19 protein-coding genes are annotated in these 14875 nt (G+C 47.5%); 14 read left to right on the forward strand and 5 right to left on the reverse strand.

The features are described 5' to 3' along the window. Nucleotides 1-7: 7 nt before the first annotated feature. Nucleotides 8-1168, reverse strand: coding sequence for a cysteine desulfurase family protein (locus tag WD312_03520; protein MEX2564157.1), 1161 nt, complete (start codon nt 1166-1168; stop codon nt 8-10). Nucleotides 1169-1341: 173 nt separating this feature from the next. Here WD312_03520 and WD312_03525 point away from each other — a divergent pair, with 173 nt between their 5' ends. From WD312_03525 to WD312_03535, 3 genes are read left to right on the forward strand one after another with little or no spacing between them, the layout of a single operon-like run. Beyond that, complete coding sequence (locus WD312_03525) at nt 1342-1950, forward strand: uracil-DNA glycosylase (GenBank protein MEX2564158.1); 609 nt, start codon at nt 1342-1344, stop codon at nt 1948-1950. Between the two features lie 4 nt (nt 1951-1954). Beyond that, complete coding sequence (locus tag WD312_03530) at nt 1955-2413, forward strand: NUDIX domain-containing protein (GenBank protein ID MEX2564159.1); 459 nt, start codon at nt 1955-1957, stop codon at nt 2411-2413. Nucleotides 2414-2468: 55 nt separating this feature from the next. Then, a complete protein-coding gene (locus tag WD312_03535; protein MEX2564160.1) occupies nt 2469-2774 on the forward strand; it encodes a hypothetical protein in 306 nt (101 codons plus the stop codon). Nucleotides 2775-3344: 570 nt separating this feature from the next. Here the strand turns inward: WD312_03535 and WD312_03540 are convergent. Next, on the reverse strand, nt 3345-3638 hold the full coding sequence (locus WD312_03540) for a hypothetical protein (protein ID MEX2564161.1): 294 nt from the start codon (nt 3636-3638) through the stop codon (nt 3345-3347). Between the two features lie 212 nt (nt 3639-3850). Here WD312_03540 and WD312_03545 point away from each other — a divergent pair, with 212 nt between their 5' ends. The 6 genes from WD312_03545 (at nt 3851) to WD312_03570 (ending at nt 8526) form a co-directional block, all read left to right on the forward strand. Continuing rightward, nucleotides 3851-4132 carry a hypothetical protein gene (locus WD312_03545; protein MEX2564162.1) on the forward strand — a complete coding sequence of 94 codons (282 nt, stop codon included), beginning with the start codon at nt 3851-3853 and terminating at the stop codon, nt 4130-4132. 281 nt (nt 4133-4413) lie between these two features. After that, the gene (locus WD312_03550) at nt 4414-5613 is read left to right on the forward strand and encodes a betaine/proline/choline family ABC transporter ATP-binding protein (GenBank protein MEX2564163.1); all 1200 of its coding nucleotides are present in this window, start codon (nt 4414-4416) and stop codon (nt 5611-5613) included. A gap of 39 nt (nt 5614-5652) precedes the next feature. Further along, nucleotides 5653-6582, forward strand: a complete 930-nt coding sequence (locus WD312_03555; protein MEX2564164.1) for an ABC transporter permease subunit — start codon at nt 5653-5655, stop codon at nt 6580-6582. A 49-nt stretch (nt 6583-6631) separates the two neighbouring features. Continuing rightward, entirely contained in the window at nt 6632-6886 is a 255-nt protein-coding gene (locus WD312_03560) for a hypothetical protein (GenBank protein ID MEX2564165.1), read from the forward strand. 125 nt (nt 6887-7011) lie between these two features. Further along, nucleotides 7012-7842, forward strand: a complete 831-nt coding sequence (locus WD312_03565; protein ID MEX2564166.1) for a DUF4382 domain-containing protein — start codon at nt 7012-7014, stop codon at nt 7840-7842. Nucleotides 7843-7998: 156 nt separating this feature from the next. Beyond that, complete coding sequence (locus WD312_03570) at nt 7999-8526, forward strand: host attachment protein (GenBank protein MEX2564167.1); 528 nt, start codon at nt 7999-8001, stop codon at nt 8524-8526. Between the two features lie 115 nt (nt 8527-8641). Here the strand turns inward: WD312_03570 and WD312_03575 are convergent, their stop codons facing one another. After that, nucleotides 8642-9049: a hypothetical protein gene (locus WD312_03575; protein ID MEX2564168.1), complete on the reverse strand. Its 408-nt coding sequence runs from the start codon at nt 9047-9049 to the stop codon at nt 8642-8644. A gap of 121 nt (nt 9050-9170) precedes the next feature. Here WD312_03575 and WD312_03580 point away from each other — a divergent pair, with 121 nt between their 5' ends. After that, nucleotides 9171-9458 carry a hypothetical protein gene (locus tag WD312_03580; GenBank protein ID MEX2564169.1) on the forward strand — a complete coding sequence of 96 codons (288 nt, stop codon included), beginning with the start codon at nt 9171-9173 and terminating at the stop codon, nt 9456-9458. Nucleotides 9459-9537: 79 nt separating this feature from the next. On the opposite strand, the gene WD312_03585 is transcribed toward WD312_03580, so the two are convergent. Beyond that, nucleotides 9538-10098, reverse strand: a complete 561-nt coding sequence (locus WD312_03585; protein MEX2564170.1) for a PH domain-containing protein — start codon at nt 10096-10098, stop codon at nt 9538-9540. A gap of 16 nt (nt 10099-10114) precedes the next feature. Then, nucleotides 10115-10354 (reverse strand): hypothetical protein, encoded by a 240-nt coding sequence (locus WD312_03590; GenBank protein MEX2564171.1) that lies wholly within the window; start codon nt 10352-10354, stop codon nt 10115-10117. 278 nt (nt 10355-10632) lie between these two features. Here WD312_03590 and WD312_03595 point away from each other — a divergent pair, with 278 nt between their 5' ends. The 4 genes from WD312_03595 to WD312_03610 are packed head-to-tail and all read left to right on the forward strand — an operon-like array spanning nt 10633 to nt 14850. Continuing rightward, the gene (locus WD312_03595; protein MEX2564172.1) at nt 10633-12447 is read left to right on the forward strand and encodes a V-type ATP synthase subunit A; all 1815 of its coding nucleotides are present in this window, start codon (nt 10633-10635) and stop codon (nt 12445-12447) included. A 10-nt stretch (nt 12448-12457) separates the two neighbouring features. Continuing rightward, on the forward strand, nt 12458-13864 hold the full coding sequence (locus WD312_03600; GenBank protein MEX2564173.1) for a V-type ATP synthase subunit B: 1407 nt from the start codon (nt 12458-12460) through the stop codon (nt 13862-13864). A 14-nt stretch (nt 13865-13878) separates the two neighbouring features. Next, nucleotides 13879-14502 carry a V-type ATP synthase subunit D gene (locus WD312_03605; GenBank protein MEX2564174.1) on the forward strand — a complete coding sequence of 208 codons (624 nt, stop codon included), beginning with the start codon at nt 13879-13881 and terminating at the stop codon, nt 14500-14502. A 36-nt stretch (nt 14503-14538) separates the two neighbouring features. Continuing rightward, on the forward strand, nt 14539-14850 hold the full coding sequence (locus WD312_03610; GenBank protein ID MEX2564175.1) for a hypothetical protein: 312 nt from the start codon (nt 14539-14541) through the stop codon (nt 14848-14850). The last annotated feature ends 25 nt before the right edge of the window (nt 14851-14875 follow it).

The raw sequence follows: 14875 nt of genomic DNA on the forward strand, positions 1-14875 counted from the left end.
CCGGATACTACACCGTCCGCGTTGCAGACCTTAATTCTTCCACCGCTTCTCTCACTATCTGTGACGCATTCTCAATTTCTTCCGTCGTATTCAATCGAGATAATCCGAATCGAACACTCGAATTCTTCACGTCTTGTCGATCTGTAACATGCTCCAGTACGTGACTCTTAATCTTGTTATTTGTTGAGCAAGCCGAACCGGTAGAAAAGTACACCCCTTTCTCTTCAAGCGTATGAAGTAGTGTTTCAGCTGAAACACCCAAAAAAGAAACGTTCAGTGTAGTCTCCAGTCCACTTTCTGGTGAGTTAATGACTACATCATCGATCTGTGTGAACACGCTCAACAGATACTCACGTAAATTCTGAATATGATCCCGATTTTGCCTCAGGTTGCTATACGCCAATTCCACAGCTTTCCCGAGTCCTACTATAGCCGGAACATTCTGTGTACCTGAACGAATACCAAATTCCTGTCCTCCCCCAACAATAAGCGGCTTCATACGCTGTTTTACTCCTTCTTTTACGACCAGCGCACCGACACCTTTCGGTCCATGAAACTTATGCGCACTGATCGCGTATGCATCAATATGCGTCAGATCAACAGACATCTTACCAAACGCTTGAACCCCATCCACCACCACATACACATCATCTTTCTTTTTCTTCACTGCATACGCAATATCATTCACCGGATTGATCGTACCGAGTTCATTGTTGACCTGCATTACCGCAACAAGCGCGGTATCTTCACGCACTACCTCACTCACTTGCTCCGGTGTAACCATGCCATACTGATCAGTCTTAAGATAACTCACTTCCCAGCCTTCTTCTTCAAGAACCTGGCACGATGAAAGAACCGCATCATGCTCTACTGCCGTAGTGACAATGTGCCGGCCTTTGCGCTTATTCGCTCGCGCAATACCCAGAATGGCTGTATTGAGCGACTCAGTTGCCCCGGAAGTAAATACGACCTCACTCTCTTTAACACCCAACAGCTCTGCCAGCTGATATCTGACGTTGCTCACCGCTCGCTCAGCCTCCGTTCCTTTGGAGTGCAAGCTCGAGGGATTGCCATACCGCTCGGTAAAATACGGAAGCATCGCCTCTATCACAACCGAGTCAACCGGTGTAGTAGCATTGTTATCTAGATAGATACTTTCTTTTTTCATGAAGTTGACAGTATAAACCTTTTGTTTTAATACTTCAACATATTGTCTTATTACATGTTGCCCTTCGACCTGTTACATTCCGAAAACGTGCCGTATGAACAATACGCTAACTTCACACCGAATACCTACCGATAGGTAGAGACAGGCCGGATACGGTATACTAAATACTGCACATGGATGATCGAGCTAAAAAAATGAGAGCGGTCAAAAAAGAGGTTGAGGCTCTTACTCGTTCTCCTCTTTGCCAAGAGCGCATCAAAAACGAAAAACTTCCGGTCGTCGGTGAAGGCGCACTCGATGCCGATATTATGCTCATCGGCGAAGCACCGGGCAAGAATGAGGCGATCACCGGCCGGCCGTTTTGCGGAGCCGCCGGACGGATTCTTGACCACCTTTTTCTATCAGTCGGAATACAGCGCGAGGATGTTTATATTACGAGCATCGTCAAGGACCGTCCGCCAAATAACCGCGACCCGACCCCTCAAGAGATCGCTGACTACGCTCCTTTCCTGGACCGACAGATAGAGATCATTCAGCCTAAGGTGATCGCCACACTCGGACGCTTTGCGATGAACTATATTCTTGAGCGATACGGCACACCGGAGATGATCCGACCGATCAGCCAGAACCATGGCAAAAAATACAAGATACAAATGACCTACGGCGACATTGATGTTATACCGCTTTATCACCCAACCGCTACGGTTTACAATAAAACAGTACGCAAAGATCTGGCAGAAGATTTTAAAATCTTGGCGAAACCTAATCAACCAATAAAATAATCCTATGCAAACAGAACACGGAATATTTGGCGTCGGAGTGGGAGTGATGATCAAGCGGGGCAACACAGTGCTTCTGGGCAAACGCCACAGCGACCGCGACAAGGCAGACAGCGATCTTGAAGGTCAAGGTTCCTGGACCTTCCCGGGCGGATCAGTTGAGTTCAACGAGAATTTGGCGGACGCAGTACTGCGCGAGGTAAAAGAAGAAACCGGTCTAGAAGTAGACCCAACGTCACTCCAGCTGATCAGTGTTGCGGACGATAAACTTGAAAAGAAGAAGGTTCACTTCGTCACGATAGGCTTTCTTGTCCCGGACATCACCGGTGAAGCAACAGTGATGGAGCCGGACGAAATAACAGAATGGCGCTGGTTTGAGATCGATGACCTTCCCACTCCTTTATTCAAACCTACAAAAAAGATGGTCGAGCAACATAGAGAAAACAAGCTTTATGTCCACAGGTAGCGCATTCGGAACTTCACCTTTAGAATGGAATAGTACTAACCATTAATCTTCATCTATGGACCTCATCCTTGACCCGCTCGCATCCACAAACCTGATACTCGCGCTTACCGTTGTTGTTTTCGGCACACTCGCCTACAGAGCAAGTAAAGATAAGACAACGCTCTATCTCGCCGCCGGATTCTGTCTTTTCGCCATCACTGATCTTCTCACCATCTTTGGTATCGGTACTCGTTTTGACGCACTTCACATCATCACTTTGATCAGCGGGTATATTGCTGTCGTTGCGGCACTCTACTTACTCTGGCAGAAGAAACCGGAGCCAAAGCGAAGCTTTATTAAGCGACTGTTCAGCCGTAAATAAATAAAAGCCCGTACATAAAAGTTTAAACAAAAAAGACCCGCTCTGAAGAGAGCGGGTCTTTCCCAATATGAATCCACTATATCAAGTTTGACCCCACTAAAACCCAAAACCGCCCAGCACTCTGGGTGCAAGGCAGTAAAGGTGGCGGCGGCATCCTCTCGGTACAAAGAGGAGAATTCCAGGCGACATTTTATAGTGGTACCCAGGAGATCCAGACTTATAAGCTTTATTATAATTGCTGAATCAGCTCGGGTCCTTTTTTTGTCTTATTATGATTGGAACTCCTCTTTAGAGAAGATTACCTATATTGTATTATGCCACTATCGGCGAATATTACAATAAGCGAGTCACACCGGTTTCGTGTATATCCTGTGGAAATCTTGTTTATATCAGTGGATACACAGGGGACAACTTCGGGATAACTCAGCGGCCCTCATGGTCATATTCTCAATTTAGACCTCAACTAAGCTTCCGTTAGATAACCTCGCCCAAATTTAAAACATATACACAACTTAAACCCGCCTAGCCTGAGCCAAGCGGGTTTAAGACTGAGATCAAAACAAAGGTTTACTACTCTACCTCTACTTCAGCACCTGCTGAGGCGCCATCATCATCCTCGTCCTCAACATCATTAGTTTCGTCCATAGTATCATCGTTTCCTTCTTCAAGCTGCTCATCAACATCACCATCCGGCAACGTTGTGTCTTCACCTCCTCCAGCAAACAAGATAATACCGAGTACAATAATAATGATAACGACTACTACGATCAAAATTGTGTTTGTAGAGCTTTTGCTATCGCCACCTTGTGGTTCTTGTGTTGAACCCATGTCGTTCTGCGGCTGTTGGTTAAAATCTTCTGGCATAAAGTTGACTTAAAATTATAATTGAGGCGTATCCGGAAGCACCGCTAAGCGGACACGCCCCAGGTACACTAGTTTGATTATAGAAGGTATAGTTACAAAAGACAATAGACGAAACGGAAAAGCTGTGGAAAGTACTGCATGGCAAGGCTATTCCTTCCATTTGCAGAATGCGCTATACTAATGGGAGTTACTTAAAAACCACTATTACATCTATGTTACGAACACCGATCATCATCGCAGTAGCCCTTCTTGTTGCGGGAGGCATTGGCTACGCCGTACTTTCCCAGACCAACACTTCTATCCCGATACAAGATGAGTTCTCTGATAAAGTTGTATACACGATCGATCTTGGTGTTGATACCCAGCCGCTGATCGAAGATTGCAGCGAGAGAGGCGGTGAATTCAGTGAATGCGGAAGCGTGTGCGAGCCGGAGGCCGAGATGTGTGCCAGCGTTTGCGCATATACCTGTGATGGTATTCCCGAACGAAATTAGGGACCTTGAACAGCCTCATAAAATGTGCTATATACTATATATCTATGCCGAACAATAAATCACAACGAAAAAAAGACAAGACCCTCCGCAAACACAAAAAGGGCCTCAAGAGCGGTCGCGAACTCGAAAAGCTGAAAAAACAAAAAATACGGAGCTAACAAAAATCCTCTAGCTAACGTTTGTACCTACAATAACCCGCTTTCTCTACTCTAGCGGGTTATTTTACTATATGGGTATGAGGACTTGCGTTCCCCTATTATCCCCCATATGATGGAACCGTTATGAGCAACACTCCAAAAATTCAGATTGAACATCTCTATAAGATCTTTGAAAAGAAGCCAAACACCGTCGACGAACTTCCTAAAGACCTCGTCTCAAAAAAAGAGACCGCGACGCAGATCGGGCAAGTGGTCGCACTCCAAGACATCAACTTTGATGTAAAAGAGGGTGAGATATTCGCTATCACAGGACCGACCGACTCCGGCAAATCTACGTTACTTCGCTGTATCAGCCGGCTCCAAGAGATAACCCACGGCTCGATTCTGATCAATAACGTAGACATTACCCAACTCTCTCAAGATAAGATACGTCAGTTCCGCCAAACTACTTTTGGAATGGTCTTTCAACACGTTTCTCTCTTCCCTCACCGAAGTGTGTTTGAGAACGTTATCTTCGGCCTGGAGGTCCAAGGAGTCCCAAAAAAGGAACGTGTTGAAAAGGGACAACACGTTATAGATATGGTTGGACTCAATCAGTGGTCAAACAGACTCACCGGCGAACTCTCCGGTGACATACAGCAACGTGTTGGTCTCGCTCGAGCGTTAGCCGTCAATCCTGAGGTACTCCTTATGGACGAGCCCTTCTCAGCACTCGATCCCCTCACTCGAAACGGCCTGCAAGACGAGTTTTTAAAACTTCATTCTAAAATAGGTAAAACAGTCCTTTTTGCTACCGACGACCTCAATGAAGCTGTCCGTATTGCCGACCGCATCGGCATCATCAACAGCGAAGGCGAACTGATCCAGGTCGGATCACCTGAGGAGATCTTACTCGACCCCGCAGACGAATACATAGAAAGATTCTTGAACGATATCGATAGACCGTCGGTTATCCGTGTCGAAAGCCTTATGCAGCAGCCCCGCCATGTTATTCAAGAGAACAAAACACCGGCAAGCGCTCTCGCAAAAATGAACGAGACAAAGACCGATTACGTATTTGTAATAACATCGGGTAAAGGTTTCCGAGGCATCGTAACCCGTGAACGTGCCGTGAGCGTGACCGATCCCAGCTCAACTCTTGCCGATATAACCCGCGCCTCAGATATCACGCACACGAACCGAACGATCAAAGAAGTTCTGCCACATGTGCTTGAAGGCGGCCGACCAATTGCTGTGCTGGATGACGAAGAACAATTTGTGGGCGAAGTCAGCCGAAGTGAGATCGCTGCTGTTCTAAAAAAGCAACAGAGAAGCAGTGTCTAAGTCTTTATTTTTTATCGCCCAAAAGCTATACGCAACAGTATGCCCCACTCAACAAACACCTACCTTTTCGTTGCCCTCGTCGTGGTCTTAGCAGCCACGGCAGGATTGGTTGGATCCTTAGATATTGCTGCTCGTATCCCGTACATACCGTTTCAGGAAACTGCGGACACCGTGATCGGCTGGCTAAATACGAATCTTGACCCACTATTCAGCAGTATAGCCTTTATCATCACCTCTCTTCTTACACCAATTCACTATTTTTTTACCCAGGCTCCGTCCGTACTCGTCATTGCTGTGCTTGCCTCTCTCGGCTACCTTCTCGATACATGGCGACTATGCTTACTCATCCTTATTTCTCTCTTGTTTGTAACCTCCTTCGGCCTCTTTGACGAAACAATGATCACCCTATCACTGGTCATTACCTCAACCCTCTTCGCCCTTCTCGTTGGCATACCACTAGGAATCGCCAAAGCCCACTCGCACACGCTAGCAAATAGTGTCGATCCGCTGCTTGATTTTATGCAGATCGTACCGCTGTTCATATACCTGATACCGGCAATACTCTTCTTCTCGATCGGAATCATACCCGGCATCGTAGCGACCTTTATCTTCTCAATACCTCCGGCTGTACACCTCACCGCCCTCGGAATCAAACAGATCCCGGATGAATACCTTGAAGTCAGCCGAGCTTTTGGCGCTACCCCCTTTCAGTCACTAAGAAAAATAGAGCTTCCGCTTGCCTTACCATCGATCATGGCTGGCGTACATCAGACCACCCTGCTCTCCCTCTCGATGATCGTCGCAGCTTCAGTGGTCGGAGTGCCTGGGCTCGGAGAGGTCGTGTACGCATCTCTCACCCAGTCACAGATAGGCCAAAGTATTGTGAGTGGCATAAGTGTCGTACTGCTGGCAGTAATGCTTGACCGAGTTGCCCGAGCGACAAACAAACATGTCTCCCGGCACTCCTAATTCGAACGTGTATTAAAAAAGGAGCAAAACAACTGATACAATGTAATATATGAATACTATTTTTAGATCATTCACCTTTCGCTGGTGGCAACTAGCACTATATGAGACCGCTCTTATTTCGCTCGGACTCGGAGTCGGATCGATCTGGAGCGACACATTTGAAGATCTAGCGCCGTGGCTGCTACTTGTCTTTATCTGCATCGCTCCGTATATCCTGTACCTGTACCTTGACCAGGTCTCACAAAAGGCAATTATTTCACGAAAAGATGACCCACGAGATCCGTCGCAAAAAGAAGGACGTTGATACTACACAGCTCGACAACGCATACTGAAGGCGTATAATGCCCAAAGCTACGCCCTCCCACTGCTTACGTGGATGAGGTTAGTACGTTAGTAAACAAACATTAATTACCTTAATACGAATTTCTTATGAATAAAGCCATCACTATCATCGCCATTCTTGCAATTGTTTTCCTCGCCGGAATACTCTTGTTCGGCGCGGGAGAGGAGCCAAAAGCAAGTGGCCAGGTATACTTCGGTATAACTGATGCCGCTGCTGACATGGGCAACATTAGCGAGATCACCATGACAACCGAGCGCGTTGAGCTTCACAGCCAAACCGAAGGCTGGATGACCGCTTCAAGCGAGCAGGAAAGTTTTAACCTCCTTGAACTTAACGCATCAGGCCAAAACCAGCTATGGGCTCAGGCAGATGTTAATGAGGGTGCGTACGACCGAGTACGAGTCACTATTGCTAGCGTAGAAGTTACAACCGAGGACGGCGAAACGACCGAGGCAACGCTTCCTTCAAACCACGTTACTCTTGATGGAACAGTAAACGTAACGACCGGTGCAACATCAAGCGTACTGCTCGATGTTGAAGCAGACCGATCTATCCACGTCGCAGCAGACAGCAGCTTTGTTTTCGCTCCGGTTATTCAGATGGAGACGCGAAGCAATTCAAACGTAGAAGTTACTAGCGAAAACATGCTCACTATTACTGGTGGGTCTGTGGACGCAGATGTTACCTTCGGCGTGGATCTCGCTGGAAACAGCCAAGCGAACTTCTCACTCGATGCCGACCAGGCAATTGAGCTAAACGAAGACGGCTCTATCAACGTTGACCTTGGAGGTGAGTCAGCTACGAGCTCTGATGATAACGATTCCTCAGCTGATGTAGAGACTGACACAGAAATTAATGCTGAAACAGACGGCGCGGGAGCCGGTGTAGAAGTGGAGACCGAAGCCAACGTACAGTAATTGATCAGGTTTAAGGTTCCAGTTTATAGAGAAAAGCCGGTCGCGTACGCGACCGGCTTTTCTGGTTTGACGGATAACTCTAACCATCATATCCGAAAGAATCGGGCAGGTCACGTGTCTATGATATAATAGAAACATACATAACCTTTTAGGCCTATGAAGATCACCGAAAAACTTCCTCAATTTGAGAACGAGACCGCGCTCCTTGTGGTTACCGGCAAACAAGACGCGGTCTTTTATATTGCTCAAAACGGTGAAGTGAACGCGGTTGAATCATTCAAGGTAGACAAGCCAAAATACACCGACCTGCACGGCCACTTTGAAACACGCGCCCACGGCAAAGTAACTCGGGCCGGCTCACCGTATGAACCAACTGATCTCAGCGACGACGCAGTTCGTCAATTCCTCAAAGAACTTGAGGAAGAACTAAAAAACGTCTCCCGCCACTACGCTCTTGATTCTCTCTACATTTTTTACCCGTCTCATATGAAAAACAGGATCAGCGAGGTCTTGCCTCCCAAACTTGCCCGCAAGCAACAGATCGCGATCGAAGGAAACTTTTATGAACACCACCCGTTCAAACTACTGGAACGAATACAGAAAAAGAACTCCTCTGGAGTGATCAAACCTATCACTGCTACCGCACAGAAGATCCTGAGCAAGATCAAAGGAACAAAAAAATAATTCTCTTGCTCGTCTCCCTGCTAACCCCCCTAATCTTCCAAAGCACAGCACGAACAGAACAAAAGCGCCACTGGCGCTTTTGTTCTGTTTACTTTGCCGACTACTTAAGCAAGCTCTAGCGTAACAATTCATTTCCCTTCTCCTCATCGCTTTCCGGCTCATGGCCCTCCGGTGAGCTTCCGTACATGTTCTCTTGTGCAGCCTCCTGATCGCCAGCGTCCGGCAATTCGCTCATGTCTTCCGGCTGACCCGGGGTTTTATCGCGATCGACTAGTTTAAAATTCTCTTCTGGCGAGCCATCTATACCATTATCGTTATACTCGAAAGCAAGGTTGCCGCTTTCGAACTGATCAAAAAACTCCTCCCAGGTAATTCGGCGGTAGCCTGGATCACCGCTAAAATCAAAACGCAGCGTTCCGGAATTGTTCTCGGTTGTTGTACCGGATATAACCGCCGGCTCTCCACCATGCCCCTCGATCCACGAGCGGATCTCATCATGATCGGTTGTTGTTTTATATGCCATTGCATCAGTATACCAAATCCAAAATTCTTGAAAAAGAACAAGGATTATGCAAAGCTATGTACCCAGTTGTCCTCGTTGCCCATACAACACTCATTCTGCCTACAACAACTAAGGAGATACCGTGACAAACGCCACTGATGTACACATCGTAGAGGGATTTCAGGAAGTTTACAATGAACTCTGCGAGCTCGACAACGCCCGCATCATTCCCCACCCCACGAGCAGGAACGTAACGTATGTTGGACTCAAGGCCGCAATTCAGACCATCGAGAGTGAGCGGCAAACAAATCTTCACATTATGACGGTGAACGGTGAACAATGGTTCAGTATCACCGGACTTAGCACGGAGGCAGTCATCAACATTCTGAAGAAGTACAATTTTGAGATCGAGGGACCGCGCGCTCTCTAACACCTCATGAACATATTCACAGCCTCAACCGACGCATCGGTTGAGGCTTTTTTATTCTTTAGCGCTATTTTCCGGAACCTTATGCAGCAGGGCCATTCGGTTCTTCAGCCATCACCACCTTCTGCGGCATCTCTCTAACCTTCTTAAGTTGCTCGTTCAATTTCTCGCGAGCTTCAAAAGGATCACGTGCTCCCGCGAGAACAACCTCCCGCTCTTCGCCGGCGCTCTGCACGCGCAACTGGCCAAAATTAAACATGGTCGCTATAAAACCGGGAACTTCTGAGCTTATATCTTGAATTCGATCGAATCGCAAACTAGCGATATCTCGGTGAAACAACCCATGTTGTTCAATATCAATAATGCGCTGTGGTGTCACAACCCATTCGTCAAGATAATAATCCGTCCACAAAATAAAGGCGAGAACCCAAAGCAGAAGCAACCATATGCTGTACAGAAAAGATCCGAGAGCAATATGAGATAACTCGACAGCGATCGGCAGCTCAATATCAGCTGCAAGTAACCCGAGCAAAGCAGTCGGTGGCACAAGTGCCACCAGTGGCAGCGCCCATACTTTGGCAACATACACAAACCAATGTTTGCGAACCTCAAACAGAACGTGCTCTCCTTTTTCTAATATCATATTTGCAGGTAAAAACTCATAACAAGAAATACAGAGTTAATGAAAGAAACGTCACACTAAGAATAATCGCCACACCGACGAAATAGATGAACTGGGCACGAACGATAACCGTTCTATTCACCCCATAGTACCGCCAATGGTAGTGAAGAATAAAACTTACCGTGGCAATAAGCCCAAGAACAAGCCCGAACAATGCCCAGAGTCCGCCGGGAGATGTCGCGTATTCCGCGATCACACTGGTAAGATCAGATCCCATTATGTATATATTATATCGTACCAGGCACAGTTATGCGAGAGAGCTACCGTACTGCTATTACGATGCTTTTAAGCAAGATTCGATTGATACCACAGGAGGAAACCACTAATAGTGTTGATAACCTTTGACACAGGGCTCGAATGTGTATAATAGGGGCACCTCAGCAAAGAGAAGATCTTTGTACTGCAGTATCATTTTCGAGCCAAGGAGACGAGCAAAGAATTAATCCCTTAAAGCTTGTTCAAAGGCTCTTTACTACAGCGTTTTATTTTCATTTTATGACAACAGACGACACCACAACACAGACAAAATCAGAGCAAGGAGTGATCGAAAGCATCAGCGGTCTTTTGATCAAGGCGAGCGGTATGGGACAGGCAAAAATGTATGAAGTTGTCTTTGTTTCCGGCGAAAAACTCATGGGTGAGGTTATTGAGCTTAACGGTGACGTAGCCTCCATTCAGGTATACGAAGATACGTCCGGCCTCACGCCGGGCGATATTGTTACCCGAACCGGCGAGACCATGTCAGCGGAACTCGCTCCTGGGCTCCTCGAATCAATTTACGACGGTATCCAGCGCCCACTAAAACTTATCGAGGAAAAGTCTGACAGTTTTTACATTCAGCGCGGTGTTAAGGCCGACGGTATCGACCGAGAGAAAAAGTGGGATTTTCAAGCACTTGCAAAAACCGGTGACACGGTAGTGACCGGTGACATTCTCGGAACGGTTGAAGAAACCTCACTTATCACCCACAAGATCATGGTGCCACCAGAATGCGACGGTATCGTTGAATCTGTTAAAAGCGGCTCATACACGGTCACCGATACGGTTGCCGTTATCAAAACAAAGGACGGCACAACAAAGGAAATACAGATGCTTCAGCGTTGGCCGATCCGCACACCACGCGGAAAAAAAGGTAAGCTTTTTCCGAACACCCCACTGGCGACCGGTATCCGATCCGTCGACAGCCTCTTCCCCATTGCCAAAGGAGGTGCCGGCGCTGTTCCTGGGCCGTTCGGATCCGGCAAGACCGTTATCCAGCAATCACTGGCCAAGTACTGTGACGCACAGGTTATCGTCTACATTGGATGCGGAGAGCGCGGTAACGAGATGACCGAAGTGCTCAATGAATTCCCTGAGCTTCTCGACCCGAACACCGGTGAACCGCTTATTAAGCGCACTGTTCTTATCGCCAACACATCGAACATGCCGGTAGCAGCTCGTGAAGCATCTATTTACACCGGCGTTACCATCGCTGAATACTATCGTGACATGGGATACTCCGTTGCGCTTATGGCCGATTCAACATCCCGTTGGGCGGAAGCAATGCGTGAGATCTCCGGACGCCTCGAAGAAATGCCGGGTGAAGAAGGATATCCGGCCTATCTTGCATCAAAAACCTCCGCTTTCTATGAGCGTGCGGGGTATGTTGAGTGCCTCGGCTCAGACGACCGCACCGGCGCACTTACTATCATTGGCGCCGTATCACCTCCGGGAGGAGACCTCTCCGAGCCGGTCTCACAGGCAACACTTCGTGTTACCAAAACATTCTGGGGTCTCGACGCAGCACTTGCCTACAAGAAACACTTCCCGACCATTAACTGGCTCAACTCGTACAGTCTATATGTCGACAACTTCCGAGCTTTCTGGAAAGAAAATGTCGGAGAGGATTTCGAGCAGATCCGTGAAGATGTCATGACGCTTCTATCAGAAGAGGATCGTTTGAACGAGATCGTTCGTCTTGTCGGCATGGAGGCACTTGCTGACGGCGAAAAGATCATCCTTGAGATCGCTCGATCGATCCGGGAAGACTTCCTTTTCCAAAACGCTTTTGACGAATACGATGCATACACTCCACTACAAAAACAATACGAAATACTAAAATCAATAGTATCGGTATATCAAAATGCAAAAGACGCTTCGAGTGCTGAGGAATTTGAATTTGAATCATTCGCTCAACTTCCGGTCGTAAAAGAACTAGCCAATCTTAAAAATTATGACGTTGATAAACCTGAGTTATTTGAACAATTCCGTGAGCAAGCTGAACGAGAGATCCAAAACCTTATCAGCGTACCGGCTAACATAACCGCCTAACTAGAAATCTATGCCGCAGCAACAACACAAAGAATACAAAACAGTAGATACCGTCGCCGGTCCGCTCATTACCGTTATCGATATCGAAGGTGTTTCATACGATGAACTGGTTGAGGTGCAGGTTCCGGGAGAAAGCAAAGTACGAAAAGGAAAAGTGCTGACTGCTTCACGAGATAAAGCTGTCGTTCAGCTATTCGAGCCAAACTACGGAATGCAGGTCGAAGATACGAAAGTACGCTTCACCGGCGAAGTAGCAACAATGGGTCTGTCTAAGTCAATGCTCGGCCGTACCTTCTCCGGAGGTGGCGACGTTATTGATGACGGTCCGGCCATCATTCCGGAAACAAAGCGCCCGATCGAAGGGTCTCCTATCAATCCATGGAGCCGACAATTCCCGGACGACTTCATCCAGACCGGTATCTCCTCGATCGACGTAATGAACACACTTGTTCGTGGACAGAAGCTTCCGATCTTCTCCGCTTCCGGACTACCGCACGGCAAGCTTGCCGCTCAAATTGCTCGACAGGCGAAAGTGACTACGGGAGAGGACTTCGCTATTGTCTTCGGAACCATGGGTGTGACCTTTGAAGAAGCTGACTATTTCCGCCAAGAATTTGAAGAGACCGGCGCGATCGAGCGAAGTGTTCTTCTTCTGAACACAGCTGCCGACCCGGTAGTTGAGCGCATCTCAACTCCGCGCATCGCACTGACCACTGCTGAGTATCTTGCCTTTGAGCACGGTATGCACGTACTGGTCATTTTAACCGACATGACAAACTACTGTGACGCGCTTCGTGAGGTATCCAGCGCCCGCAAAGAGATCCCGGGGCGACGTGGGTATCCGGGTTATATGTACACTGACCTTGCCGGTCTCTACGAGCGAGCAGGTCGAGTTAAAGGTAAAGAAGGTTCTATCACCCAGATACCGATCCTCTCGATGCCGGATGACGATAAGACTCATCCAATTCCCGACCTTACCGGCTACATTACTGAGGGACAATTCATTATCTCGCGGGAACTTAGTGCTAAAGGTATCTTCCCGCCGGTTGATGTGCAGGACTCGCTCTCACGACTCTGGTCAGCCGGTGTAGGTGAAGGTAAAACACGCGAAGAGCACAAGGATGTGAAGGACCAGCTATTTGCGTCCTACGCGACCGGACGTGAAGCACGCGAACTTGCCGTAGTGCTCGGTGAAAGTTCCCTCTCTGAAAGCGACCAAGCACATCTCAAGTTTGCCGAGGCGTTTGAAAAGGAATTTATTAACCAAGGCGAGTTTGAAGACCGAGACGTTGTCGACTCACTTGATCTAGGCTGGAAACTCTTAACGCTCGTCCCACGCGACTCACTCAAGCGCGTAAAACCGGATACCGTAGAAAAGTATCTCCCTAAAGAAAAATTTGAGATAAAAAGTTCATAGCACACCGCTAACCTATGCTGAAAGTTAATCCCACACGTGTTAATCTCCTTGCCCTTAAGAAGCGGTTAAAAACCGCTAAAAAAGGTCATAAACTTCTGAAAGACAAGCGCGACGGCCTTATCCAGAAGTTCATGCAGATCATCAAAGAAACACGTGAACTTCGCAGTCAGGTCGATCAAGAGCTCGGCGAGGCCTTGCACACCTACGTTCGTGGATCATCAATGATCAACAAAAAAGTTATCGATGTCGCTTTTATGGTCCCTGCAGCAAATGTCTCCCTGGAGGTCGCGACCGAATCGGTCATGGCGGTACGTATCCCCCGTTTTTCTATCCAGAAGGAAGGTAACGGCTTTTCGTACGGATTTCTTGAGACAAATGGTGACATCGATACCGCTATCAACAAGATCGATACCATCTTCCCGAACCTGGTCAAGCTTGCGGAGTTAGAGAAAACAATAGAAAACTTAGCCGACGAGATCGAGAAGACCCGCCGACGCACAAATGCTCTTGAGAACGTTATGATCCCGAACCTGAATACCACGATCCGCTACATCAATAGCCGGCTTGAAGAACAGCAACGGGATGCCGTGATCTCAAGCATGAAGATCAAGGAGATGATCATGGAACGTGGCGATTAGCCAGAAGTATATTATGTAGTCAACTTTATTTCGATCATGGAAACGATACAAACAATTTTAAACACCGAGCAGGAAGCGAAACAGCTTCTTGAAAAGGCACGACACGAACGAGGCCAGAAACTTGAGCGAGCGCACGCAAAAGCCCGTGAGGAACTAGAGAAATACCGCGAAGAACTTGCCCGAGAATATGATGACGCCCTTGCCACAGTAGAAAAAGAAGCGGAGACAACCAAGAAAAAGGTTCTTGAAGAACAAAAAAAAGAACAGGCAGCTATTGAAAACAAAGCTCGAGGCAATCACAGTAAAGCAATAAACCAACTTTTAGACACACTTGTACTGAGTAAATAAACCACATTTACCTAGCTACCAACCA

This window comes from Candidatus Paceibacterota bacterium (genome assembly GCA_040905715.1).
In the GTDB taxonomy this organism is placed as follows: Bacteria; Patescibacteriota; Minisyncoccia; order Phycocordibacterales; family CSBR16-193; genus JBBDHZ01.